The following is a 24,463-nucleotide window of genomic DNA, read 5'->3' on the forward strand; positions in this document are numbered from 1 at the left end:
AATTTGCTAATCGCTCTGCGGCTTTCGTCAGACGGATTTGTAAGAAGCTTCTTTACAACCGGTGCGGGTAGCGATTCGCGGCTGTGCCTTCGTAAGTTGATTGCAATGGCTTCGACGCCTCCCTCAATCACCCGTGGAGTTCAAAGATGAACGCAGAAACCCAACAGGGCGTAAAAACGCCGGCGACAGACCCCGTGTACCTCACGCCCCGCGAGCGGCAAGTGCTGCTCTGGTGCGCCTATGGCAAGAGTTCCTGGGAAATCGGGCAGATCCTGGCGTGCAAGGAGTCGACGGTGAATTTCCACATTTCCAACATCCTGCGCAAGTTCGATGTTTCCACCCGTGTGGCGGCCGTGATCAAGGCGATCCGCTACGGCATGCTGGCCCACTAGCGAGGGTCCCGATCATGGATGAGCGTTCGTACATGGAGGAGCTGGGCGGTGCGTTGCTGGAGTGGATGGTACACGATGGCCACGTGCTGTTCTCGGCACTGTTGGCGGCGTTGCTGGTCAGTGTGACGGGCAATCGGTCGATCCCCCGTTCATCTTCGCGGCTGGCTCGGCGTAAGAAGCTCCTGCTGGTGTTCGTGACTGTCGGCGTAGGGCAGGTGTTCGAACCGTTGGTGCTGTCGCTGGCACCCATGCTGTCGCGAGGTATGGCGGCGTTCGTGGCGGCTGTGGTGGTGATCCCCATCAGCCTGAAGGTCATGGATTGGCTCGATACCCTGGACTTGCGCGAGCTTGTCGAGCGCTGGCGGAGCAGGCGTTAGCCCGAAGAGGGCTCGAGCAGGCGGGCGGTCAGGTCACTGACTTGCTGCTCCAGTTGCTGGATCCGCTGTTTTTCCTGGATGAACAGCAGGACCGCCTGGCGGTCGTCGAGTGGGAGCATGCGCAGTCGATGGAGTGCATCGCGCTCCCAGTCGTGTGCCTGTTCGTCGTTCGCTTGCCCAAGAAGGAGCCAGTCCAGCGAACAGGCATGCTGCTGTGCCATTTCTACGCATAATGAATACGGAATGCTGTCGCGTACCTTCCAGCTGCTGAGCGTCTGCGGGCTCACCGACAGAGACCTTGAAAGCTCAGCGTCAGTCTCTGCACCGGTCAGATGCTTCAAGCGAGCCAGGACCGCAGCAAGGGCTTTAGTACTCATAACAAATATCCATGACTGGTTTGGTCATATTCCATGGGCTTAAACTACTCGCTACAAATACAACCCCGAGTGACAAGGAGCATTTCTACAATGAGCAATACCTGGCTGAAGAATACACCGCTTGATGCAGACAATACTGATAGCGCAGAACGATTATTCCCGCTTCCTGCCTGCCTGAGCCGTGCTCGCAGGTACTTGCCGTGAGTACCTACAAGCTGGTTTGTCCCCATTGCCAGGGGCGGATGCGTGTACGTACCAGCGTAGGGCGGCATATCTTTCTGCGTGTTGCCTACCTGCAGTGCATCACCGAGGCGTGCAGCTGGGCGGTACGCGCCGAGTTCGAGATGACCCACGAACTGTCTCCCAGCGGCATGCCCAACCCGGAAGTCAATCTGCCATCGGCCAATGGCGAGCTGCGTAGTGCGGCGCTGCCCGAGGAAAATCGGTACGACAACGATGTCAGGGATTAGATAAAAAAACACCCCGCATGAGCGGGGTGTGTTTTGACGCTTGAAGCTGATCAGCCGATCAGCTGCAGGCCAGCCTGTTGCACCATTTCCAGCAGTGGCTGTGGGTACACACCCAGCACGAAGGCGAGGATGGCGATGGCCAGCAGCATCACGCCGCCGGTGCGCTGTTCCCACTTCAGCGGGGCGTCGTGGCGACGCAGGTTCGGCTCGACCAGGTACAGGGTGACCATGACGCGCAGGTAGTAGTAGACGCCGATGGCACTGCCCAGCACCAGGGCGCCGACCAGCCACCAGAGCTGCGACTCGACACCGGTGGCGATGATGTAGAACTTGCCGATGAAGCCAGCAGTCAGCGGGATACCGGCCAGCGACAGCATCATCACGGTCAGCACCGCGGTCAGGTACGGACGGCGCCAGAACAGGCCGCGGTACTCGTACAGGGCGTCGGCGTCACGGCCGGCGTAAGGCGAGGACATCAGGGTGATCACGCCGAAGGCGCCGAGGCTGGTGATCACGTAGGTGACCAGGTACACACCCATGGCTTCCATGGCCAGGCCCTTGCTGGCGACCAGGGCGATGACCAGGTAGCCGAAGTGGGCGATGGACGAGTAACCGAGCAGGCGCTTGAGGTTGCTCTGGGTCAGCGCCAGCAGGTTGCCGATCAGGATCGAGGCCACGGCGATGACCGCCAGTACGGTGCTCAGCACGCCGCTGCTGGCGGCAGGGGAGAGCATGAACAGGCGCACGACCACGGCGAACACCGCGACCTTGCTGGCAGTGGCCAGGAACGCGGCCACCGGCGCCGGGGCGCCCTCGTACACATCCGGGGTCCACAGATGGAACGGCACCAGCGACAGCTTGAATGCCAGGCCGACCAGCATCATGCCCAGGCCCAGCTGCGCCAGCAGGCTTGGCATGCTGGTGGCGGCCAGGGCCTTGCCCAGCTGGTCGAAGGTCAGGCTGCCGGCGTCGGCATACAGCAGGGCCATGCCGAACAGCAGGAAGGCGGAACCGGCGGCCGACAGCACCATGTACTTGATGCCGGCTTCCAGCGAGCGCTTGTTGAAGAACGCATACGCCACCAGGCCGTAGACCGGCACCGACAGCAGCTCCAGGCCGATGAACAGGCCGGCCAGGTGGTTGGCGCTGACCAGCACCAGGCCGCCCAGTGCCGACATCAGCAGCAGCAGGTAGAGCTCTTCACGGTTGCCCGGGAAGCCCTTGGAACCTTCGCCCAGATAAGCGTGGGCGAGGGTCACGCAGGCCAGCGTCGCCACCAGCACGATGGCCATGTACAGGCAGGCGAACTTGTCGATGGTGACCAGCGAGGTGACCGCCAGCGGTGCAACCTTGAGTGCCGGCAGGATCGACAGCAGGGCCAGGTTCAGGCCCACGGTGGACAGCAGGAAGGTCTGCGAGTGGTTGCGCTTCCAGGCGATCGCCAGCATCACCACCACCGTGGTGATGGTGGTGATCAGCATCGGCGCCAATGCGATGAAGTGTTGAGTGGTGAATTCCATAGCGCTCTTACCGGGCCGAAGCGAGTTGAGTGAAAGCGGAACCGAGCCACTGCTGCACACCGCTCATGGTGGCGGCAGAGGTGTCGAGGAACGGCTGCGGATACACGCCCAGCAGGATCAGCAGGCCAGCCAGGCCCAGCACCATGACCATCTCGCGGGTGTCCATGCCGGCCAGCACGGTGTCGGCCTTGGCCGGGCCGAAGTAGGCGCGGTGGATCATGATCAACGAGTAGACCGAACCGAACACAAGGCCGGTGGTGGCAATCACGGTGATCCACGGTACGTGGGCGAAGCTGCCGATCAGGATCAGGAACTCACCGACGAAGTTGCCGGTGCCTGGCAGGCCCAGCGACGCTGCGGCGAAGAACAGGCTGATGGCCGGCAGGTAGGCGATGCGGTGCCACAGGCCACCCATCTGGCGCATGTCACGGGTATGCAGGCGCTCGTACAGCTGGCCGGACAGGATGAACAGCGCGGCGGCCGACAGGCCGTGGGCCAGCATCTGGATCACCGCGCCTTGCAGGGCCTGCTGGCTGCCGGAGTAGATGCCGATCAGCACGAAGCCCATGTGCGAGACGCTGGAGAAGGCGATCAGGCGCTTGATGTCGGTTTGCGCGAAGGCCAGGAAGGCACCGTAGAAGATACCGATCAGGCCCAGGGTCATGGCGATCGGCGCAAACTCGGCCGAGGCGTTCGGGAACAGCGGCAGGGCGAAGCGCAGCAGGCCGTAGGCCGCGGTCTTCAGCAGGATGCCCGCCAGGTCCACGGAACCTGCGGTCGGTGCCTGGGCGTGAGCGTCAGGCAGCCAGGAGTGGAACGGCACCACCGGCAGTTTCACCGCGAAGGCGATGAAGAAGCCCAGCATCAGTACGTATTCCACGCCAGCCGGCAGTTCGGCCTTGAGCAGGTCGCTGTAGTTGAAGGTCAGCACACCGGTGGTGTTGTAGTTGACCAGCACCAGGCCAAGGATCGCCACCAGCATGATCAGGCCGCTGGCCTGGGTGAAGATGAAGAACTTGGTCGCCGCGTAGATCCGGGTCTTCTTGCCGTCCGACGAACTGTGACCCCAGAGCGCGATGAGGAAGTACATCGGCACCAGCATCATTTCCCAGAAGAAGAAGAACAGGAACAGGTCCAGGGCCAGGAACACACCGACCACGCCGCCGAGGATCCACATCAGGTTGAGGTGGAAGAAGCCGACGTGGCGCTGGATCTCTTTCCACGAGCACAGTACCGACAGCACGCCGAGCAGGCCGGTCAGCAGGATCATCAGCAGCGACAGGCCGTCCAGGGCCAGGTGCACGCTGATGCCGAAGCGCTTGATCCACTCGAACTTGTATTCGAGGGCCCAATGCGGTTCGGCGCCCGGCGCCGGGGCCAGGGTGTAGTCGCCGTTAGCCCACAGCCACAGGCCGATGCCGAGCAGCAGGGACATGGTCAGCAGCGCGATCCAGCGGGGCAGGGTGGCGCCGAAGCGCTCACCCAGCCAGCACAGGAGGCCGCCGATGAAGGGGATCAGGATCAGCCAAGGCAAAATCATGACGGGTTGGTTTCCTTTGGCAAAGTCGCAAGGTTCTTCATAGTCATACCGCAGCCACTACCACGGCGCCCAGCACCAGCACGGCGCCGACGGCGATCGAGGCGGTGTACCAACGCAGCTGGCCGGTCTCGGTCTTGCTCATGGCGACGTTGCCGCCGCGAGCCATCCGTGGGATCAGGCCGATGCTGCGGTCCACCGGGTCCTTGCGCAGGATGTGGCAGATCAGCAGGTAAGGTTTGACGAACAGCTTGTCGTAGATCCAGTCGAAGCCCCAGGCGGCGAACCACCAGGCCGACAGGACGCGACCGATACCACTGTTGGCGATGCTGCTGACGAAGCGGCGCTTGCCCAGGAACAGCAGGGCCGACAGCAGGATACCGGCGATGGCGATGGCGCCCGAGGCGATCTCCAGCGAGTGCTTGGCTTCGCCACCGGCGTGGCCGGCGCTCTCAGGCAGCACGCCTGCCAGTGGCGGGTGGATCCAGGCGCCGATGAAGGTCGACAGCACGATCAGCACACCCAGCGGCAGCCAGTGGCTGATGCCGTGGCCGGCGTGGGCTTCGGTCTTGGCTTCGCCGTGGAAGGCGATGAAGATCAGGCGGAAGGTGTACAGCGAGGTCATGAACGCGCCGACCAGGCCGGCGTACAGCAGGCCGGTGTTGCCGCTGGCGAAGGCTTCCCAGAGGATCTCGTCCTTGGAGTAGAAGCCCACGGTCAGGATCGGCAGGGCGGCCAGTGCAGCGCCACCGACCACGAAGCTGGCATAGGCCAGCGGCAGTTTCTTCCACAGACCGCCCATCTTGAAGATGTCCTGCTCGTGGTGGCAGGCAACGATCACCGCACCGGAGGCAAGGAACAGCAGGGCCTTGAAGAAGGCGTGGGTCATCAGGTGGAAGATCGCCGCATCCCACGCGCCAACGCCCAGGGCCAGGAACATGTAGCCGATCTGGCTCATGGTCGAGTAGGCGAGGATACGCTTGATGTCGGTCTGCACCAGCGCGGCGAAGCCGGCCAGTACCAGGGTCACGCCACCGACAACACCTACCAGGTGCAGCACGTCCGGCGCCAGCAGGAACAGGCCGTTGGTACGGGCGATCAGGTACACGCCCGCGGTCACCATGGTTGCGGCGTGGATCAGTGCCGAAACCGGGGTCGGGCCCGCCATCGCGTCGGCCAGCCAGGTCTGCAGCGGCAGCTGGGCCGATTTACCGACCGCGCCGCCCAGCAGCATCAGGGTGGCCAGGACCATCCAGGTGTCACCGGCCTGGAACTTCTGCGGTGCCAGCACCAGCAGTTCCTGCACGTTCAGCGTGCCCAGCTGGGCGAACAGGATGAACAGGCCGATGGCCATGAACACGTCGCCGATGCGGGTGACGATGAATGCCTTGAGCGCCGCGTTACCGTTGTTGCGGTTGCTGTAGTAGAAACCGATCAACAGGTACGAGCACAGGCCCACGCCTTCCCAGCCGAAGTAGATGAACAGCAGGTTATCGCCCAGCACCAGGAACAGCATGCTGGCGATGAACAGGTTGGTGTACGAGAAGAAGCGCGAGTAACCGGCTTCGCCACGCATGTACCAGGAGGCGAACAGGTGGATCAGGAAGCCGACGCCGGTGACCACGCCCAGCATGGTGACCGACAGGCCATCCACGTACAGGGTGAAGTTCGGCGCGAAGCCGTCCACCGACATCCACTGCCACAGCAGCTGGCTGTACGCACCGCCCTCAGGCGGGGCGACGTTGAACTGCCAGATCACGTAGGCAGCGGTGGCCGCCGACAGACCGACCGAGCCGACGCCGATCAGCGCGGACAGGTTCTCCGAGAACCGTCCACGGGAGAACGACAGCAGCAAGAAGCCGATCAGGGGGAATACGAACGTCAGGAAGATAAGGTTCATCCGCGCATCTCACTGGCAGCATCGATGTCGAGAGTGTGGAAGCGGCGATACAGCTGCAGCAGGATCGCCAGGCCAATGCTGGCCTCGGCGGCTGCCAGGCTGATCACCAGAATGAACATCACCTGGCCGTCGGGCTGGACCCAACGGGCACCGGCGACGATGAACGCCAGGGCAGAGGCGTTCATCATGACTTCCAGGCTCATGAGCACGAAGAGGATGTTGCGGCGGACCATCAGGCCAACCAGACCTAAGCAGAACAGGATGCCGGCGACCGCCAGACCATGCTCGAGAGGGATAGCACCCATGATTTACTCCTTCGCCTCGTTGCGGCCCAGGTGGAAGGCGGTGACGGCTGCCGCGAGCAGCAGCATCGAGGCCAGTTCGACCACCAGCAGGTACGGCCCGAACAGGCTGATGCCGACTTCTTTGGCGCTGACGGTGGTACCGCTGATGGCGGCGCCCGACGGGCTGACGAACAGCACGTACAGCAGCTCCAGCAGCAGCAGGGCGGCGAGGATCACCGGCCCCGCCCAGATGCCGGGCTTGAGCCAGCCGCGTTCCTGGGCGACCGAGGCCGGCCCGAGGTTGAGCATCATCACCACGAACACGAACAGCACCATGATGGCACCGGCGTAGGCGATCACTTCCAGGGCGCCGGCAAACGGCGCACCGAGGGAGAAGAAGATCATCGCCACGGAAATCAGCGAGATGATCAGGTAGAGCAGGGCGTGCACCGGGTTGGTGCCGGTCACCACGCGAAGCGTGGAGACAACGGCGACACCGGATGCGAAGTAGAAAGCGAATTCCATCTTTCTGTCCTTATGGGAGCAAGCTCTTCACGTTGATCGGCTCGGCTTCGTTCTGCGCAGAGCCTTTCGGCTTGCCAGCGATGGCCATACCGGCAACACGGTAGAAGTTGTAGTCAGGGTTCTTGCCGGGGCCGGAGATCAGCAGATCTTCTTTCTCGTACACCAGGTCCTGACGCTTGAACTCGGCCATTTCGAAATCCGGGGTGAGCTGGATCGCGGTGGTCGGGCACGCTTCTTCACACAGGCCGCAGAAGATGCAACGCGAGAAGTTGATGCGGAAGAACTCGGGGTACCAACGACCGTCCTCGGTCTCGGCCTTCTGCAGCGAGATGCAGCCGACCGGGCAGGCCACCGCGCAGAGGTTGCACGCCACGCAGCGCTCCTCGCCGTCGGGGTCGCGGGTGAGGACGATGCGGCCGCGGTAGCGCGGCGGCAGGTACACGGGTTCTTCGGGGTACTGCAGGGTGTCGCGCTTGCGGAACCCGTGGGAGAACACCATCACCAGGCTGCGCAGCTGAGTGCCGGTGCCCTTAACGATGTCGCCGATATACTTGAACATGGGTCAAATCCTCACTGGGCCGCGACGGCTGGCGTGTTGTAGAGCACGATCGCAGCGGTCACCAGCAAATTGATCAGGGTCAGCGGCAGGCAGAACTTCCAGCTGAAGTCCATCACCTGGTCATAGCGTGGGCGCGGGATAGAGGCGCGCAGCAGGATGAACAGCATGATGAAGAACGCGGTCTTCAGGGCGAACCAGAAGAACGGCAGCTGCGGCAGCAGGTCGAACGGACCGTGCCAGCCACCGAAGAACAGGGTGACCAGCAGCGCCGAGATCAGGATGATGCCGATGTATTCACCAACGAAGAACATGCCCCATTTCATGCCGGCGTATTCGATGTGGTAGCCGTCGGCCAGTTCCTGTTCCGCTTCCGGCTGGTCGAACGGGTGACGGTGAGTCACGGCGACGCCAGCGATGAAGAAGGTGCAGAAGCCGAAGAACTGCGGAATGATGAACCACAGGTTCTGGGCCTGGTATTCAACGATGTCGCGCATGTTGAACGAGCCCACCTGCACCACCACGCCCATCAGCGCCAGGCCCAGGAACACCTCGTACGACACGGTCTGCGCCGAAGCACGCAAGCTGCCCAGCAGGGCGTACTTGTTGTTCGACGACCAGCCGGCGAACAGCACCGCGTAGACCGAAAGGCCAGCCATGGCGAAGAAGAACAGCAGGCCGATGTTCAGGTCGGCCACGCCCCAGCCCGGGGTGATCGGGATGATCGAGAAGCCGATCAGCAGGGCGCTCATGGCCACGACCGGCGCCAGGGTGAAGATCATCTTGTCGACGAAGGGCGGGTTCCAGTCTTCCTTGAAGAACATCTTCAGCATGTCGGCAGCGATCTGGAACATGCCGAACGGGCCGACGCGGTTCGGACCGTAACGGTCCTGCCACCAGCCCAGCAGGCGACGCTCGACGAAGCTGAGCAGGGCGCCGCAGACCACCACGGCCAGCAGCACCACGATGGCCTTGACGACCTGAATGATCACGTCGATCACTTCGGGGGTGAACCAGCTCATTGTGCTGCCTCCTGCAGGCCTTCGACGGATGCACCGAAGATGGCGGGCGGAATGCCGGCCAGGCCTTTGGGCAACGCAACCAGGCCAGCGCCCAGCTCTTCATTGATACGCAGCGGCAGGCGCAGCGACACACCGGCCACGTTCAGGCTCAGCATCGCGCCGTCGTTGACGCCCAGGCGGTCGGCTTCGGACTTGGCCAGGCCGACGTAGGCGGCCGGGATGCGCTCCTGCACCGGGGCGGCGCGCGAGGAGCTCTCTTCGCTGCCGAACAGGTGGAAGAACGGCACGGCGGTCCAGGTGCCACGGGCCGGGTTGAACGCGCCAGGGATGGCGGTGAACCAGCTCAGGCGGTCGCCTTGGGATTCGATCAGGCGCACGCCCGGGTCACCGGCACGCAGGTGGCCGCCGACTTCGTCCTGGAACTTGTTCCAGGCTTGCGGCGAGTTCCAGCCCGGCGACCAGGCGAACGGCACCTGCTGACGCGGTTCGGCCGAACCCGAGTAGCCTTCCATGGAGAAGGCGAACGCGGTGTCCTTGTCCTGCGGGGTACGCGGCTCGTGCACGCTGATGTTGGCGCGCATGGCGGTACGGCCCGAGTAGCGCAGCGGCTCACGGGCCAGCTTCATGCCCTTGATGCGGAACGCGGCGCTTGGCGCTGCGTTGACGATGCCGGCCAGTTGCGGGGCGGCTTCGGCGCAGGCGCTGGTGACGTGGTCCAGCTGGGTCCAGTCCACCGGCTTGTTGAGCAGGGTGGCACGCAGGGCGTGCATCCAGCGCCAGCCTTCGTGGATCTGGATGCTGCTGTCCAGGTACTGCGGGTCGAACACCTGGAAGAAGCGCTGGGCACGGCCTTCCTGGCTGACCAGGGTGCCGTCGCCTTCGGCGAACGAGGCAGCTGGCAGCACCAGGTGGGCGCGGTCCAGGGTCGGGGTCTTGGAGTGGTCGGCGACGATCACCACCTTGGCTGCGGCCAGGGCGGCGTCGACCTTGGCGGCCGGTACGCGGGCGTACAGGTCGTTTTCCAGCACCACGATGGCGTCGGCCTTGCCGCTGATCACGGCGTCCAGTGCAGCGTCGATGGACTCACCGCCCATCATCGCCATGCCGAGGCTGTTGGCCTCAGGAACGACCAGGCTCAGCGAGCCGTTCTTCTCGCGCAGCTTGAGGGCCTTGGCGATGTTGGCGGCGGCTTCGATCAGCGCAGGGTCGGCCAGCGAGGTACCGGCAACCACCAGTGGGCGCTGGGCAGCGACCAGGGCGTCGGCGATGCGCTGGGCCAGGGCCTTGGCTTCGCTGTCCAGGCCTTCGACGGCAGGGGCGCTCGGGTCGATGGCGTGGGCCACGGCGAAACCGATGCGGGCGAGGTCGGCGGGAGCGGCGTGTACACACTCTTCGGCCACGTCGTCCAGCTTGGTTTCAGCCAGCGAGGCGATGAACAGCGGGTACAGCGCGTGCTGGCCGATGTTCTTCACCGCAGCGTCCAGCCAAGGCTGTACGCGCATGGCGTCGGCCATGGCTTCGGCCTTGCCCTTGGTGGCCTGGCGTACGGCCAGGGCGACACGGGCGGCGGTCTGGGTGAGGTCTTCGCCGAGCACGAACACGGCGTCGTGGTCTTCGATGTCGCGCAGGGTCGGCACCGGCAGCGGGCTGTTGTTCAGCACGTTCAGCGCCAGGCGCACACGGGCCAGTTCACCGGCTTCCATACCCGAGTAGAAGTACTCGGCGCCGACCAGCTCGCGCAGGCCGTAGTTGCTTTCGAGGCTGGCGCGTGGCGAGCCGATACCGACGATGGTGCGGCCGCGCAGCAGGTCGGCGGCCTTGTCCAGGGCGGCGTCCAGGCTCAGCTTGCTGCCATCGGCGAGGAACGGCTGGCGTGGACGGTCCTTGCGGTTGACATAGCCATAGCCGAAGCGGCCACGGTCGCACAGGAAGTACTGGTTCACCGAGCCGTTGAAGCGGTTCTCGATGCGGCGCAGTTCGCCGTAGCGCTCACCCGGGCTGATGTTGCAACCGCTGGAGCAGCCATGGCAGATGCTCGGGGCGAACTGCATGTCCCACTTGCGGTTGTAGCGCTCGGAGTGGGTCTTGTCGGTGAACACACCGGTCGGGCAGACCTCGGTGAGGTTGCCGGAGAACTCGCTTTCCAGCACGCCGTCTTCAACGCGACCGAAGTACACGTTGTCGTGGGCGCCGTATACGCCCAGGTCGGTGCCGCCGGCGTAGTCCTTGTAGTAGCGCACGCAGCGGTAGCAGGCGATGCAGCGGTTCATCTCGTGGGCGATGAACGGGCCGAGGTCCTGGTTCTGGTGGGTACGCTTGGTGAAACGGTAGCGGCGCTCGTTGTGGCCGGTCATTACCGTCATGTCCTGCAGGTGGCAGTGACCGCCTTCCTCGCACACCGGGCAGTCGTGCGGGTGGTTGGTCATCAGCCATTCGACGACGCTGGCGCGGAACGCCTTGGACTCTTCGTCTTCGATGGAGATCCAGGTGCCGTCGGAGGCCGGGGTCATGCAGGACATGACGATACGACCACGGGTGTCGTTCTCGTCGGTGTACTGCTTGACCGCGCACTGCCGGCAGGCGCCGACGCTACCGAGCGCCGGGTGCCAGCAGAAATAGGGGATGTCGAGGCCGAGTGACAGACACGCCTGTAACAGGTTGTCCGCACCGTTGACTTCGAGCGCTTTGCCGTCTACGTGGATAGTGGCCATTGTTCAAAGTTCTTCGTTGGCCCGCGTGAGCGGGCGTGGCTAATGGAAATCGGTGAGCCTGCGGCCAGCCACGAGTCGTTCGGGCCGGCCAGCGGGCTGGCGGATGGCACGGACCATCCGCTGTTTCATCTTGTTATGCGCCGACCACGATCGGCTTCGCCAGGTTCGGGCGCAGGGTGCCAGCGCTTTCTGGCGCCACACCGGCCTCGAACTCCGAGCGGAAGTATTTGATGGCACTGCCCAATGGCTCGACGGCACCCGGTGCGTGAGCACAGAAGGTACGGCCTGGGCCGAGGAAGTTGACCAGACCCAGCAGGGTCTCGATGTCTTCGGCGCGGCCCTGGCCTTTCTCCAGGGCGCGCAGCATCTTCACGCTCCACGGCAGGCCGTCACGGCACGGGGTGCACCAGCCGCACGATTCGCGGGCGAAGAACTCTTCCATGTTGCGCAGCAGCGACACCATGTTGACGCTGTCGTCCACCGCCATGGCAAGGCCCGTACCCATGCGGGTGCCGACCTTGGCGATGCCACCGGCGTACATCTGCGCATCGAGGTGCTCGGGCAGCAGGAAGCCGGTACCGGCGCCGCCTGGCTGCCAGCACTTGAGTTTGAAGCCGTCGCGCATGCCACCGGCGTAGTCTTCGAACAGCTCGCGGGCGGTCACGCCGAACGGCAGCTCCCACAGGCCAGGGTTCTTCACCTTGCCGGAGAAGCCCATCAGCTTGGTGCCGTGGTCTTCGCTGCCTTCGCGGGCCAGCGACTTGTACCAGTCGTTGCCGTTGGCGACGATGGCCGGCACGTTGCACAGGGTCTCGACGTTGTTCACGCAGGTAGGCTTGCCCCACACGCCAACGGCGGCAGGGAAGGGCGGCTTGGAGCGCGGGTTGGCGCGGCGGCCTTCGAGCGAGTTGATCAGTGCGGTTTCTTCACCGCAGATGTAGCGCCCGGCACCGGTGTGCACGAACAGCTCGAAGTCGAAGCCCGAACCGAGGATGTTCTTGCCCAAAAGGCCTGCGGCCTTGGCTTCGTCGATGGCGCGGTTGAGGTTCTTCGCCGCGGTGGTGTATTCGCCACGCAGGAAGATGTAGCCGCGGTAGGCCTTCAGCGCGCGGGCGCTGATCAGCATGCCTTCGACCAGCAGATGGGGCTGTTGCTCCATCAGCATGCGGTCCTTCCAGGTGTTGGGCTCCATTTCATCCGCGTTGCACAGCAGGTAGCGGATGTTCATGGATTCGTCTTTGGGCATCAGGCCCCACTTCACGCCAGTGGGGAAGCCAGCGCCGCCACGGCCCTTGAGGCCGGAGTCCTTGACGCTCTGCACGATATCGTCGGCGGACATGTCGGCCAGCGCCTTGCGCGCGGCGGCATAGCCGTTCTTGGACTCGTACTCGGCAAGCCACACCGGCTCGCCGTCGTCACGCAGGCGCCAGGTCAGCGGGTGGGTTTCGGCGCTGCGCGCAATGCGGTTGGCCGGGCCGAAGGAAGTGATGGTCATACGTAACGCTCCAGCAGCTTGGAGACGCCGGCAGGTTGCACGTCGCCAAAGGTGTCGTCGTCGATCATCAGCGCCGGGGCCTTGTCGCAGTTGCCCAGGCAGCACACCGGCAGCAGGGTGAAGCGGCCGTCGGCGGTGGTCTGGCCGAGGCCGATGCCCAGCTCGCTCTGGATCTGGCTGACCACCGACTCGTGGCCGCCGATGTAGCAGACCATGCTGTCGCACACACGGATGATGTGGCGGCCTACCGGCTGGCGGAAGATCTGGCTGTAGAAGGTGGCCACACCCTCGACGTCGCTGGCGGGGATGCCCAGCACTTCGCCGATGGCGTAGATGGCGCCGTCCGGCACCCAGCCGCGCTCTTTCTGCACGATCTTGAGGGCTTCGATGGACGCCGCGCGCGGGTCCTCGTAGTGGTGCATCTCGTGCTCGATGGCCGAGCGCTCGGTTTCGCTCAGGGCGAAACGGTCGGTTTGGATAAGCGTGCTGTTCATGCTTAGCGGTCCACGTCAGCCATAACGAAGTCGATACTGCCCAGGTACGCGATCAGGTCCGCGACCATGCTGCCTTTGATCACCGAAGGGATCTGCTGCAGGTGCGGGTAGCTCGGGGTACGGATCCGGGTGCGGTAGCTCATGGTGCCGCCATCGCTCGTCAGGTAGTAACTGTTGATGCCCTTGGTCGCCTCGATCATCTGGAACGACTCGTTGGCCGGCATGACCGGGCCCCACGAGACTTGCAGGAAGTGGGTGATCAGGGTCTCGATGTGCTGCAGGGTGCGCTCTTTCGGCGGCGGCGTGGTCAGCGGGTGATCCGCCTTGTACGGGCCTTCCGGCATGTTGCGCATGCACTGGTCGATGATGCGGATACTCTGGCGCATCTCCTCGACGCGGACCATGCAGCGATCGTAGGCATCGCCGTTGTGGGCCAGCGGTACTTCGAACTCGAAGTTCTCGTAGCCGGAGTAGGGGCGGGCTTTACGCAGGTCGAAGTCGCAACCGGTGGCACGCAGGCCGGCACCGGTGGTGCCCCATTCCAGGGCCTCTTTGGTGTTGTAGGCGGCGACGCCGATGGTACGGCCTTTGAGGATGCTGTTCTGCAGGGCAGCCTTGGTGTATTCGTCCAGGCGCTTGGGCAGCCATTCGACGAAGTCCTTGACCAGCTTGTCCCAGCCGCGCGGCAGGTCGTGGGCGACGCCACCGATGCGGTACCAGGCCGGGTGCAGGCGGAAACCGGTGATCGCCTCGATCACGGTGTAGGCGCGCTGGCGGTCGGTGAAGGTGAAGAACACCGGGGTCATGGCGCCGACGTCCTGGATGTAGGTACCCAGGAACAGCAGGTGGCTGGTGATGCGGAAGAACTCGGCGAGCATGATGCGAATCACGTCGACTTTCTGCGGCACCTGGATGCCGGCCAGCTTCTCTACCGCCATCACGTACGGCAGGTTGTTCATCACCCCGCCGAGGTAGTCGATACGGTCGGTGTAGGGGATGAAGCTGTGCCAGGACTGACGCTCGGCCATCTTCTCGGCGCCACGGTGGTGGTAGCCGATGTCCGGGACGCAGTCGACGATCTCTTCGCCGTCCAGCTGCAGGACGATACGGAAGGCACCGTGGGCGGACGGGTGGTTCGGGCCCAGGTTGAGGAACATGTAGTCCTCGTTGGCGCCCGAACGCTTCATGCCCCAGGCTTCGGGGTTGAAGCGCGCCGACTCTTCTTCAAGCTGCTGCTTGGCGAGCGTCAGGCTGTAGGGGTCGAACTCGGTGGCACGGGCCGGGAAGTCCTTGCGCAGCGGGTGACCTTCCCAGGTCGGCGGCATCATGATGCGGGTCAGGTGCGGGTGGCCGGCAAAGTCGATGCCGAACATGTCCCACACCTCACGCTCGTACCAGTTGGCGTTCGGCCAGATACCGGTGACGGTGGGCAGGTTGAGGTCGCCTTCGCTCAGCGACACCTTGATCATCACGTCGCTGTTACGTTCGATCGACAGCAGGTGGTAGAACACGCTGAAGTCGGCAGCCGGCAGGCCGCGGCGCTGGGTGCGCAGGCGCTCGTCCACGCCGTGCAGGTCGTACAGCATGCTGTACGGCTTGGCGACGTTGCGCAGGAAAGTCAGGACTTCTTTGAGCTGGGCACGCTTGACCCACAGTACCGGCATGCCGGTGCGGGTTTCCTGGGCGACGAAAGCGTCGGCGCCGAATCGGTTGTGCAGTTCGACGACCACATCCTGGTCGTCAGCCTTGTAAGGCGGAATATAAATAGCGTTGTCCGCTGTCATGGTCTCGGTCGCTTTGGGTCAACGTTAAGAATGAAGCCAGGCCGCCGGCTCCTGGGGGAGCGGGCGGCAGGTCGCTGGATCAGACTTCGTCGGGGCTGCGCAGGTTGGTTACCGCGATACGCTGTTCGCGACGCAGGTCTTTCTGGGCAGGCATCTCGGCACGGTAAATGCCTTGATCGCCGACAACCCAGGAAAGCGGGCGTCGCTCCTGGCCGATCGACTCCTGCAACAGCATCAAGCCTTGCAGGAACGCCTCGGGGCGTGGCGGGCAGCCAGGCACGTACACGTCCACGGGGAGGAACTTGTCGACCCCTTGAACGACCGAGTAGATGTCGTACATGCCGCCGGAGTTGGCGCACGAACCCATGGAGATGACCCACTTGGGCTCGAGCATCTGCTCGTACAGGCGCTGGATGATCGGCGCCATCTTCACGAAGCAGGTACCGGCGATGACCATGAAGTCGGCCTGACGCGGCGAGGCCCGGATGACTTCGGCGCCGAAGCGGGCGATGTCGTGGGGCGCCGTGAAGGCCGTGGTCATTTCCACGTAGCAGCAGGACAGGCCGAAGTTGTACGGCCAGAGGGAGTTCTTGCGACCCCAGTTGACCGCGCCACGCAGCACATCTTCGAGTTTCCCCATGTAGATGTTCTTGTGGACCTGGTCCTCTAGCAGCTGATCGGTGACGGTTTCCCGTTCACCGACCGGGTACTGCTCGTTGGGCGCATCCGGATCGATTCTGGTGAGATTGTATTGCATGCCAAAGCCTCATTGTTTCAGCTTCGCTTGCCGCTTGCGGCGACCTTCGGGAGCCCAATCGAGCGCCCCGACGCGCCATAGGTAGACAAGACCTGCCAACAGAATTGCTATGAAAATGAGAGCTTCGACGAATCCGGTCCAGCCGCTTTCGCGGACGGACACAGACCATGCATACAGGAAGAGGGCTTCGATATCGAAGATCACGAACAGCATCGCGACCAGATAGAATTTGGCGGACAGGCGCAGGCGGGCGCTGCCGACGGGCAGCATGCCGGATTCGAAGGGTTCGTTCTTGGCGCGACCCCAGGCCTTGCTACCGAGCAGGCTGGACAGGCCGAGCATGAAGGCGCACAGGCCGACGACACCCAGGAGGAAGATGGCAAAGCCCCAGTTGTGGGCCATGAGTCCTGCCGAATCGGACATGCTAGAAATCCTTATACAGAGACCCAGCTCTGAAGTCTGAAATTAAGTAGAGCGGCGACGCGGTGTCGCAAGCGCAGTGACCAAATGTCGCAGCTGAATCAATCGCGCTGATTTTATGGGTAAACCCGGTGCAAGTAAAATTTCCGTTGCAAATTTATTCGTAGGTTTAAGAACAAAAACCGTTCGTAACTGGCTGAAAGCCTTGAGTTTCGGGCATTGCGCGCGGTTTTGTTAATTATGTTTCTTACCCGGCGTAATGACGGCTTAGTTGTGTAATGATAATTAATATCATTTGGATTGAGCTGTATTGATTTAGCAGTTCTGAGCCTTGCAAAGTTCATTGGCCAGCCTCGCCACTTGCAAATGCGAAAAACGCTCGTTCTAGCAGCTTCCAAGCTCACGCGTACCGCTCTGGGTCAATGCTTCGGCGCTTGGGGTGCGAATCACCGAGGCGGCGATCAGCCACTGGCCGAGCCAGTAGAGCAGGATGATCAGGTACTGCGCGGCGGCAAACGGGCTGACGAAGCGGTCGATGCCGATCAGGCTGTCGGAGAATACGAAGGCGCAGGCGCCCAGTGCTGCGAGGCCGCCACAGGCCAGGGCGCGCCAGAGCATGCAGCCGATCGCCAGGGCGTACAGCGCCACCGGGATCAGCAGTGGGCCCAGGCCGTGGCTGGCGAGCAGGCCAAACAGCGAGCCGCCTACCAGCAGTGCGAGTGCCAGTGAGGGATAGGCCGGGCGCAGGGTCAGGCTGCAGTAACCGCGCAGGTAGGCGAGGTGGGCGCAAAGGAACGCGGCCAGGCCGAACACGAACAGGTCGCGGGGGATGGCCAGGAGGATGTCGCCGAGCACCGAGAAGGCCAGGCCGATCATGATCCAGCGGCGATAGGGGGTTGCGGGTGTGGTGCTCAGCCAGGCGATCAGGGCGAGCACTGGAATGGGTTTGGCCAGCAGGCCGAGCAGGGCGTTGTCGCTGGCCAGTGCATATAGATAGAGGGCAGCGGCTGCGACGGCGATCAGGATCAAGTGGCTTGGACGAGGCATGGGCGGTCCTTGCTGCTAGGTAGCCACAAGCATAGACCTGAACACGGAGAATGCCTGTGCCGGCCCTTTCGCGGGTAAGCCCGCTCCCACAGGTGCTGTGCTGGGCTCAGGGGCAGCGCCGATCCTGTGGGAGCGGGTTTACCCGCGAAGAGGCCGGTGCAGACAAAAGAAAGCCCAGGCTCCTGACGGAGCCTGGGCTTCATGTTCAGCTCACACCAATCAGTGGAACTGCTCTTCCTCGGTCGAACCGGTCAGTGCGGTCACCGACGATGCGCCACCCTGGATCACGGTGGTCATGTCGTCGAAGTAGCCAGTGCCCACTTCCTGCTGGTGCGCCACGAAGGTGTAGCCTTTGCTGGCGTCGGCGAATTCCTGCTCCTGCAGCTTCACGTAGGCGGTCATGTCGTTGCGGGCGTAGTCGTGCGCCAGGTTGAACATGCCGTGCCACATGTTGTGGATGCCGGCCAGGGTGATGAACTGGTGCTTGTAGCCCATGGCCGACAGTTCGCGCTGGAACTTGGCGATGGTGGCGTCGTCCAGGTTTTTCTTCCAGTTGAAGGAAGGCGAGCAGTTGTACGACAGCAGCTGGTCCGGGTATTCCTTCTTGATCGCTTCGGCGAAGCGGCGGGCCTCGTCCAGATCCGGCTTGGCGGTTTCGCACCAGATCAGGTCGGCGTACGGCGCGTAGGCCAGGCCGCGGGAGATGGCCTGGTCGAGGCCGGCGCGGACCTTGTAGAAGCCTTCACGGGTACGGTCGCCGATCACGAATGGCTGGTCGTACGGGTCGCAGTCGCTGGTCAGCAGGTCGGCGGCGTTGGCGTCGGTACGGGCCAGGATGATGGTCGGTACACCGGCAACGTCGGCGGCCAGGCGGGCAGCCACCAGCTTCTGTACGGCTTCCTGGGTCGGTACCAGAACCTTGCCGCCCATGTGGCCGCATTTTTTCACCGAGGCCAGCTGGTCTTCGAAGTGCACGCCGGCGGCGCCCGCTTCGATCATGTTCTTCATCAGCTCGTAGGCGTTCAGTACGCCGCCGAAACCGGCTTCGGCGTCAGCCACGATCGGCGCGAAGTAGTCGATGTAGCCTTCGTCGCCTGGGTTCTTGCCGGCTTTCCACTGGATCTGGTCGGCGCGACGGAACGAGTTGTTGATGCGCTTGACCACGGTCGGTACCGAGTCGACCGGATACAGCGACTGGTCGGGGTACATCGACTCGGCCGAGTTGTTGTCGGCGGCAACCTGCCAGCCGGACAGGTAGATGGCCTGGATGCCGGCCTTGACCTGCTGCACTGCCTGGCCGCCGGTCAGGGCGCCCATGCAGTTGACGAAATCTTTTTCTGGGCGGAAGGACGGGTGGGCACCTTGGGTGACCAGCTTCCACAGTTTCTCTGCGCCCTGGCGAGCCAGGGTGTGCTCCGGTTGCAGCGAGCCACGCAGGCGAACGACATCAGCGGCGGTGTAGGTACGGGTCACGCCTTTCCAGCGCGGGTTTTCGGCCCAGTCTTTCTCGAGGGCTGCAATTTGCTGTTCGCGTGTCAGTGCCATGGAAATAAACCTCGTCGCATCGATCTTGAGTGTAATTGTGCTGATGCTCGACAAACGCGGGTCAGAGGGCCGGGCGGCTGTCCTGTTCGGGGGAGTGCGGCGGCGAACGCAAAAGGCTCGAAGGGGAAAGGTGTGCAGGCCAGGCGAAGGCGTGCGCTGCAGGTTGGCTCGTGGATGCCGTGCTGCGGTGCGGCGCGATTGCTGGTGACTGCGGTGATGCGCTTCCGTCCCTCGGGACAACTTCTTCGTTGCAGTCGCAATCCCGTCGAACCGCCTTGTGGGCCGTATGGACACGAAGCGCCTGCGCTGGTGGTGTGCAGGGCGCTCCGAAGACCCTTGCCAGGGCCTCTGATTAGCGGGAGCGAGGCCATCATGCCTTCGCCAAAAAGTGCCTGTCAACGATTTTGTAGTGCCTTTTTCTGGTTACTACATCTTTGGTCTAATGCGACTTGCTGGTCAGTTTCAAGGCCTTTGGTCGAGGCCTTGAATTGCCTGGGATCAGTCAAGAAGGTCGACTTTGACACGCAAAGTCATATTTTCCCCGCGCTGGGTGCTATAGCTGAGGCTTGACGCACTGCGCTCGGCCTGACTGTCCTGGTTGTAGCCTGCCAGTGTGATCCATTCACCCAGCCTGCCGGTGACCGTCGTGTCGGTACTTTGCACTTTCACTACATCGGCACGTTCCTGGCTCATTCGATCATTATTGGTGCTGATTTGCAGGCGTACCGTGTCGCCGGTCAGACGTGGGGTGACGTAGAAACCCTGGGTGACATTGCGGTATTGGGTGTCGCTCTGGATGCGCCCGTAGCCGTCGGTGGAGGTGCTGGTGATGGGGATGCTCTGGCCCACCTGGATCAGCGCCGGTTGCCCTTCGCTGGCCTGGATCTGCTGCAGGCCGCCGTCGCGGTTGGCGGTGCCGTAGTGGATGACCCGTGCATTGCCACGGTTGTCCTGGAAGTTGCTGTCGTTGTTGTCGACGCTGATCAGCAGGCGCTTGGGCGCGGTGTCCAGTTGTTGCAGCAGGGTGCGCAGATCGTCGATGCGTTCCTGGCTGGCATTGACGATCAGCTTGTCCTCGAAGGTGCTGACGCTGCCGTCCTTGCCCAGGAACGACTGGGCGGCAGGCAGCAGTTCGGCGCTGCTGCGGTGTTGCAGGGGGATGACCTCGGTGGCGGCCTGGGCGGTGAGGCTGGCGGCCAGCAGCAGTGAGGCGAGGAGGGGGCGTAGCGGCATGTCCATGATCTCCGCGGGTTGAGTGAACATGATGGCAAATTTGTCGGCATCTTGCCGGGCCTGGATCACAGGGGCGTGAAAGGTTGGGGTTGTTGCTGGCCGCTGTCAGTCAATTTACGTAACATCGCCCCTCGAATTTCAGTCTCGCCCCTCAAGGCAGCGCCTGTCCTGTGGGAGCGGGTTCACCCGCGAAAGCGTCAGAGAACGCACCATCGCATTCGCGGGTAAACCCGCTCCCACAGGCAGGGCGTGCTGCCTTTGCTTCCTGTACAGGACCTCCATGAAACCTGCTCGCCTACGCGCCGACCTGCTCGCCGGCCTTACCACCTCGTTCGCCCTGGTGCCCGAGTGCATCGCTTTTGCCCTGGTGGCCCACCTCAACCCGCTGATGGGCCTGTATGGCGCGTTCATCATCTGCACCCTGACCGCGCTGTTCGGCGGTCGCCCGGGGATGATCTCCGGCGCCGCCGGCTCGATGGCGGTGGTGATCGTCGCCCTGGTGGTGCAGCACGGCGCCCAGTACCTGCTGGCCACGGTGCTGCTGGGCGGGGTGGTGATGATCCTGTTTGGCGTGCTGCGCCTGGGCAAGCTGGTGCGCCTGGTGCCGTATCCGGTGATGCTCGGCTTCGTCAACGGCCTGGCCATCGTCATCGCCCTGGCCCAGCTGGAGCACTTCAAAGACGGTGAGCACTGGCTCAGTGGCACGCCGCTGTACCTGATGATAGGCCTGGTGGCCCTGACCATGCTGGTGGTCTACGTATTGCCCAAACTGACCCGTGCAGTACCGCCGGCGCTGGTGGCGATCCTGGGCGTCGGCCTGCTGGTATATCTGTTCGGCTTGCCCACCCGCACCCTCGGCGACATGGCGCACATTGCCGGCGGCTTGCCGCAACTGGCCCTGCCGGATGTGCCGTGGAACCTCGAAACGCTGAAGATCATCGCGCCCTATGCGCTGCTGATGGCCATGGTCGGCCTGCTGGAAACCCTGCTCACTCTCAACCTCACCGACGAAATCACCGAGAGCCGCGGCTACCCGGACCGCGAGTGCGTGGCGTTGGGGGCGGCCAACATGGTCTCGGGCCTGTGCGGCGGCATGGGCGGCTGCGCGATGATCGGCCAGACCGTGATCAACCTCAGCTCCAACGGCCGTGGGCGGCTGTCGGGGGTGGTTGCCGGGGTGATGATCCTGCTGTTCGTGTTGTTCCTGTCGCCGTTGATCGAGCGTATTCCGCTGGCGGCGCTGGTCGGGGTGATGTTCGTGGTGGCCCAGCAGACCTTCGCCTGGGCCTCGCTGCGGGTGCTGCGCAAAGTGCCGGCGAGCGATGTGCTGGCGATCATTGCGGTGACGGTGGTAACGGTGTTTACCGACCTGGCCACGGCGGTGATGTTCGGTATTGTCATCGCTGCGATCAACTTCGCCTGGCAGCATGCGCGTGAGCTTTATGCCGACAGCCATGTGGATGCGGCGGGCGACAAGCATTACCAGGTGCATGGGACGCTGTTCTTTGCCTCGACCACACCGTTTCTCAACCAGTTCGACCCGGCCGGTGATCCGGCCCAGGTGACCTTGGATTGTCGGCATTTGAGTTTTGTCGATTATTCGGCGATTGCGGCGCTCAAGACCTTGCGCGAGCGCTATGCCAAGGCGGGGAAGCAGTTGCGGGTGGTGCATCTGTCGGAGCGCTGCAAGAAGCTGCTCAAGCGGGCGGGTGAGCCGCATTGATTCATCGCGGGGCAAGCCCGCTCCCACGTGCTGTACGACCACTGTAGGAGCGGCACAAGGCCGCTCCTACAAAAAGTCAGTGGCTGTCGCAGGCTACTGCGTGGGAGCGGGCTTGCCCCGCGATGGGTTCATGACTCCCCGCGATTCTTCTTGACGATGGCATCGGCAATGCTCGCCGGTGCCTCGGCATAGCGGGTGAACTCCATGGTGTAGCTGGCCCGCCCCTGGGTCATCGAGCGCATCGAGGTGGCGTAGCCGAACATCTCGCCCAGCGGCACCTCGGCGCGGATCACCTTGCCGGCCGGCGTTTCGTCACCGTCCTGGATCATCCCTCGGCGCCTGCTCAGGTCGCCCATGATGTCGCCCTGGTACTCCTCCGGCGTCACCACCTCGACCTTCATCACCGGCTCCAGCAACACTGCGCCGCCTTTCTGCGACAACTGCTTGGTGGCCATCGAGGCGGCGATCTTGTAGGCCATCTCGTTGGAGTCGACGTCGTGGTACGAGCCGTCGAACACCGCAGCTTTGAGGTTGATCAGCGGGTAACCGGCCAGCACGCCGTTCTTCATCTGCTCCTCGATGCCTTTCTGGATCGCCGGGATGTACTCACGCGGCACCACGCCGCCGACGATCTCGTTGACGAACTCCAGCCCTTCCTTGCCCTCGTCGCCCGGGGCAAAGCGAATCCAGCAGTGGCCATACTGGCCACGCCCGCCGGACTGGCGCACGAAGCGGCCTTCGATCTCGCAGGTGTTGCGGATCTTCTCGCGGTAGGCCACCTGCGGCTTGCCGATGTTGGCCTCGACGTTGAACTCGCGGCGCATCCTGTCGATGATGATGTCCAGGTGCAACTCACCCATGCCGGAAATGATGGTCTGCCCGGTTTCCTCATCGGTCTTGACCCGGAACGATGGGTCTTCCTGGGCCAGCTTGCTCAGGGCGATACCCATTTTTTCCTGATCGCCTTTGGTCTTGGGTTCGACCGCCTGGGAGATTACCGGGTCAGGGAAGTCCATGCGTTCGAGGATGATCGGTTTGTCCATGTCGCACAGGGTGTCGCCGGTGGTCACGTCCTTCATGCCGATCAGTGCGGCGATGTCGCCGGCGCACACATCCTTGATCTCGGCGCGCTGGTTGGCGTGCATCTGCACCATGCGGCCGATGCGTTCCTTCTTGCCCTTGACCGAGTTGAGCACCGCATTGCCGGAACTGAGCACGCCCGAATACACCCGGGCGAAGGTCAGGGTGCCGACGAACGGGTCGGTGGCGATCTTGAAGGCCAGGGCCGAGAACGGCTCCTTGTCGTCGGCGTGGCGTTCCAGGTGCTTGTCTTCATCGTCCGGATCGGTGCCCTTGATCGCCGGGATTTCGGACGGGGCGGGCAGGTAGTCGATCACCGCGTCGAGCATCAAGGGCACGCCCTTGTTCTTGAACGACGAGCCGAGGATGGTCGGGACGATTTCATTGGCGATGGTGCGCTGGCGCAGGGCGGCCTTGATTTCCTCGGTGGTGAATTCCTCGCCGTCGAGGAACTTCAGGGTCAGTTCTTCGCTGGCATCCGCCGCCGCCTCGATCATATGGGCCCGCCATTCGTCGGCCAGGGCCTGCAGTTCGGCGGGGATCGCTTCTTCGCGGTAACTGGTGCCGTTGTCGGCGTCGTTCCAGTAGATGGCCTTCATCTTCACCAGGTCGATCTGGCCGATGAAGTTCTCCTCGCTGCCGATGGCCAGCTGGATCGGCACAGGGTGGTGGCCCAGGCGCTGGTCGATCTGCTTCACCACGCGCAGAAAGTCGGCGCCCTGGCGGTCCATCTTGTTGATATAGGCCAGGCGCGGTACGTGGTACTTGTTGGCTTGGCGCCAGACCGTCTCGGACTGCGGCTCCACGCCATCGGCACCGCTGAACACCACCACCGCGCCATCGAGCACGCGCAACGAGCGCTCCACCTCGATGGTGAAGTCGACGTGGCCGGGGGTGTCGATGATGTTGAAGCGGTACTTGTGCTCGAACTGCTTGGTCGAGCCTTGCCAGAACGCGGTGGTGGCCGCCGAGGTGATGGTGATGCCGCGCTCCTGCTCCTGGGCCATCCAGTCCATGGTCGCGGCGCCGTCGTGCACCTCGCCCATCTTGTGGTTGACCCCGGTGTAGAACAGGATCCGCTCGGTGGTGGTGGTCTTGCCGGCATCGACGTGGGCGACGATGCCGATATTGCGGTACAGCTCGATGGGGGTCGTGCGGGCCATGGCGGGTCACCTGCGGGTGAGGGTACTCCCAACTTAGCAGAGCGGGAGAAT

General features: G+C 63.4%; 22 protein-coding genes. 4 read left to right on the plus strand and 18 right to left on the minus strand.

Translation table 11 applies throughout. The features are described 5' to 3' along the window. Nucleotides 1–146 precede the first annotated feature (146 nt). Nucleotides 147–392, plus strand: a complete 246-nt coding sequence (locus RTH46_RS05595; RefSeq protein ID WP_153786847.1) for a response regulator transcription factor — start codon at nucleotides 147–149, stop codon at nucleotides 390–392. Between the two features lie 14 nt (nucleotides 393–406). After that, nucleotides 407–769: a hypothetical protein gene (locus tag RTH46_RS05600; RefSeq protein ID WP_153786846.1), complete on the plus strand. Its 363-nt coding sequence runs from the start codon at nucleotides 407–409 to the stop codon at nucleotides 767–769. Here RTH46_RS05600 and RTH46_RS05605 read toward each other — a convergent pair. Then, nucleotides 766–1,146: a helix-turn-helix domain-containing protein gene (locus tag RTH46_RS05605; RefSeq protein WP_316905193.1), complete on the minus strand. Its 381-nt coding sequence runs from the start codon at nucleotides 1,144–1,146 to the stop codon at nucleotides 766–768. The genes RTH46_RS05600 and RTH46_RS05605 overlap by 4 nt on opposite strands. 200 nt (nucleotides 1,147–1,346) lie before the next feature. On the opposite strand from RTH46_RS05605, the gene RTH46_RS05610 reads away from it, so the two are divergent. Then, the gene (locus tag RTH46_RS05610; protein ID WP_153786844.1) at nucleotides 1,347–1,616 is read left to right on the plus strand and encodes an ogr/Delta-like zinc finger family protein; all 270 of its coding nucleotides are present in this window, start codon (nucleotides 1,347–1,349) and stop codon (nucleotides 1,614–1,616) included. Between the two features lie 50 nt (nucleotides 1,617–1,666). Here the strand turns inward: RTH46_RS05610 and nuoN are convergent, their stop codons facing one another. The 16 genes from nuoN to RTH46_RS05690 form a co-directional block, all read right to left on the minus strand. Beyond that, nucleotides 1,667–3,136 carry an NADH-quinone oxidoreductase subunit NuoN gene (gene nuoN / locus RTH46_RS05615; protein ID WP_110993942.1) on the minus strand — a complete coding sequence of 490 codons (1,470 nt, stop codon included), beginning with the start codon at nucleotides 3,134–3,136 and terminating at the stop codon, nucleotides 1,667–1,669. Nucleotides 3,137–3,143: 7 nt separating this feature from the next. Beyond that, the gene (nuoM, locus tag RTH46_RS05620; RefSeq protein WP_110993941.1) at nucleotides 3,144–4,676 is read right to left on the minus strand and encodes an NADH-quinone oxidoreductase subunit M; all 1,533 of its coding nucleotides are present in this window, start codon (nucleotides 4,674–4,676) and stop codon (nucleotides 3,144–3,146) included. Between the two features lie 43 nt (nucleotides 4,677–4,719). Beyond that, nucleotides 4,720–6,573: an NADH-quinone oxidoreductase subunit L gene (gene nuoL / locus RTH46_RS05625; protein ID WP_110993940.1), complete on the minus strand. Its 1,854-nt coding sequence runs from the start codon at nucleotides 6,571–6,573 to the stop codon at nucleotides 4,720–4,722. Next, a complete protein-coding gene (gene nuoK / locus RTH46_RS05630) occupies nucleotides 6,570–6,878 on the minus strand; it encodes an NADH-quinone oxidoreductase subunit NuoK (protein ID WP_008096201.1) in 309 nt (102 codons plus the stop codon). Before nuoK ends, nuoL begins: the two co-directional genes overlap by 4 nt. Nucleotides 6,879–6,881: 3 nt before the next feature. Next, nucleotides 6,882–7,382, minus strand: a complete 501-nt coding sequence (nuoJ, locus tag RTH46_RS05635) for an NADH-quinone oxidoreductase subunit J (RefSeq protein ID WP_110993939.1) — start codon at nucleotides 7,380–7,382, stop codon at nucleotides 6,882–6,884. Nucleotides 7,383–7,392: 10 nt separating this feature from the next. Next, entirely contained in the window at nucleotides 7,393–7,941 is a 549-nt protein-coding gene (gene nuoI / locus RTH46_RS05640; RefSeq protein WP_011534620.1) for an NADH-quinone oxidoreductase subunit NuoI, read from the minus strand. Nucleotides 7,942–7,952: 11 nt separating this feature from the next. Next, nucleotides 7,953–8,960 (minus strand): NADH-quinone oxidoreductase subunit NuoH, encoded by a 1,008-nt coding sequence (nuoH, locus tag RTH46_RS05645; RefSeq protein ID WP_110993938.1) that lies wholly within the window; start codon nucleotides 8,958–8,960, stop codon nucleotides 7,953–7,955. Continuing rightward, nucleotides 8,957–11,671: an NADH-quinone oxidoreductase subunit NuoG gene (nuoG, locus tag RTH46_RS05650; RefSeq protein ID WP_153786843.1), complete on the minus strand. Its 2,715-nt coding sequence runs from the start codon at nucleotides 11,669–11,671 to the stop codon at nucleotides 8,957–8,959. Before nuoG ends, nuoH begins: the two co-directional genes overlap by 4 nt. 133 nt (nucleotides 11,672–11,804) lie before the next feature. Continuing rightward, entirely contained in the window at nucleotides 11,805–13,166 is a 1,362-nt protein-coding gene (gene nuoF / locus RTH46_RS05655; protein WP_125859387.1) for an NADH-quinone oxidoreductase subunit NuoF, read from the minus strand. Beyond that, nucleotides 13,163–13,660, minus strand: a complete 498-nt coding sequence (gene nuoE, locus RTH46_RS05660; protein WP_316905194.1) for an NADH-quinone oxidoreductase subunit NuoE — start codon at nucleotides 13,658–13,660, stop codon at nucleotides 13,163–13,165. Before nuoE ends, nuoF begins: the two co-directional genes overlap by 4 nt. A gap of 2 nt (nucleotides 13,661–13,662) precedes the next feature. Beyond that, on the minus strand, nucleotides 13,663–15,444 hold the full coding sequence (gene nuoC / locus RTH46_RS05665) for an NADH-quinone oxidoreductase subunit C/D (RefSeq protein ID WP_153786842.1): 1,782 nt from the start codon (nucleotides 15,442–15,444) through the stop codon (nucleotides 13,663–13,665). Between the two features lie 79 nt (nucleotides 15,445–15,523). Next, a complete protein-coding gene (locus RTH46_RS05670; protein WP_008096180.1) occupies nucleotides 15,524–16,201 on the minus strand; it encodes a NuoB/complex I 20 kDa subunit family protein in 678 nt (225 codons plus the stop codon). A 9-nt stretch (nucleotides 16,202–16,210) separates the two neighbouring features. Then, complete coding sequence (locus tag RTH46_RS05675; protein WP_153786841.1) at nucleotides 16,211–16,624, minus strand: NADH-quinone oxidoreductase subunit A; 414 nt, start codon at nucleotides 16,622–16,624, stop codon at nucleotides 16,211–16,213. A gap of 381 nt (nucleotides 16,625–17,005) precedes the next feature. After that, nucleotides 17,006–17,668: a lysoplasmalogenase gene (locus tag RTH46_RS05680; RefSeq protein WP_316905195.1), complete on the minus strand. Its 663-nt coding sequence runs from the start codon at nucleotides 17,666–17,668 to the stop codon at nucleotides 17,006–17,008. A 219-nt stretch (nucleotides 17,669–17,887) separates the two neighbouring features. Beyond that, nucleotides 17,888–19,213, minus strand: coding sequence for an isocitrate lyase (gene aceA, locus RTH46_RS05685; RefSeq protein WP_023630475.1), 1,326 nt, complete (start codon nucleotides 19,211–19,213; stop codon nucleotides 17,888–17,890). Between the two features lie 498 nt (nucleotides 19,214–19,711). Next, nucleotides 19,712–20,476 carry a secretin N-terminal domain-containing protein gene (locus RTH46_RS05690; RefSeq protein ID WP_316905196.1) on the minus strand — a complete coding sequence of 255 codons (765 nt, stop codon included), beginning with the start codon at nucleotides 20,474–20,476 and terminating at the stop codon, nucleotides 19,712–19,714. Nucleotides 20,477–20,726: 250 nt separating this feature from the next. Between RTH46_RS05690 and RTH46_RS05695 the strand changes: the two genes are divergently transcribed. After that, nucleotides 20,727–22,169, plus strand: a complete 1,443-nt coding sequence (locus RTH46_RS05695) for a SulP family inorganic anion transporter (protein ID WP_316905197.1) — start codon at nucleotides 20,727–20,729, stop codon at nucleotides 22,167–22,169. A gap of 128 nt (nucleotides 22,170–22,297) precedes the next feature. Here RTH46_RS05695 and fusA read toward each other — a convergent pair whose 3' ends face one another. Further along, the gene (gene fusA, locus RTH46_RS05700) at nucleotides 22,298–24,412 is read right to left on the minus strand and encodes an elongation factor G (RefSeq protein WP_153786072.1); all 2,115 of its coding nucleotides are present in this window, start codon (nucleotides 24,410–24,412) and stop codon (nucleotides 22,298–22,300) included. Nucleotides 24,413–24,463: the final 51 nt, after the last annotated feature.

It is taken from the genome of Pseudomonas sp. zfem004, from assembly GCF_032621715.1.
In the GTDB taxonomy this organism is placed as follows: Bacteria; Pseudomonadota; Gammaproteobacteria; order Pseudomonadales; family Pseudomonadaceae; genus Aquipseudomonas; species Aquipseudomonas sichuanensis.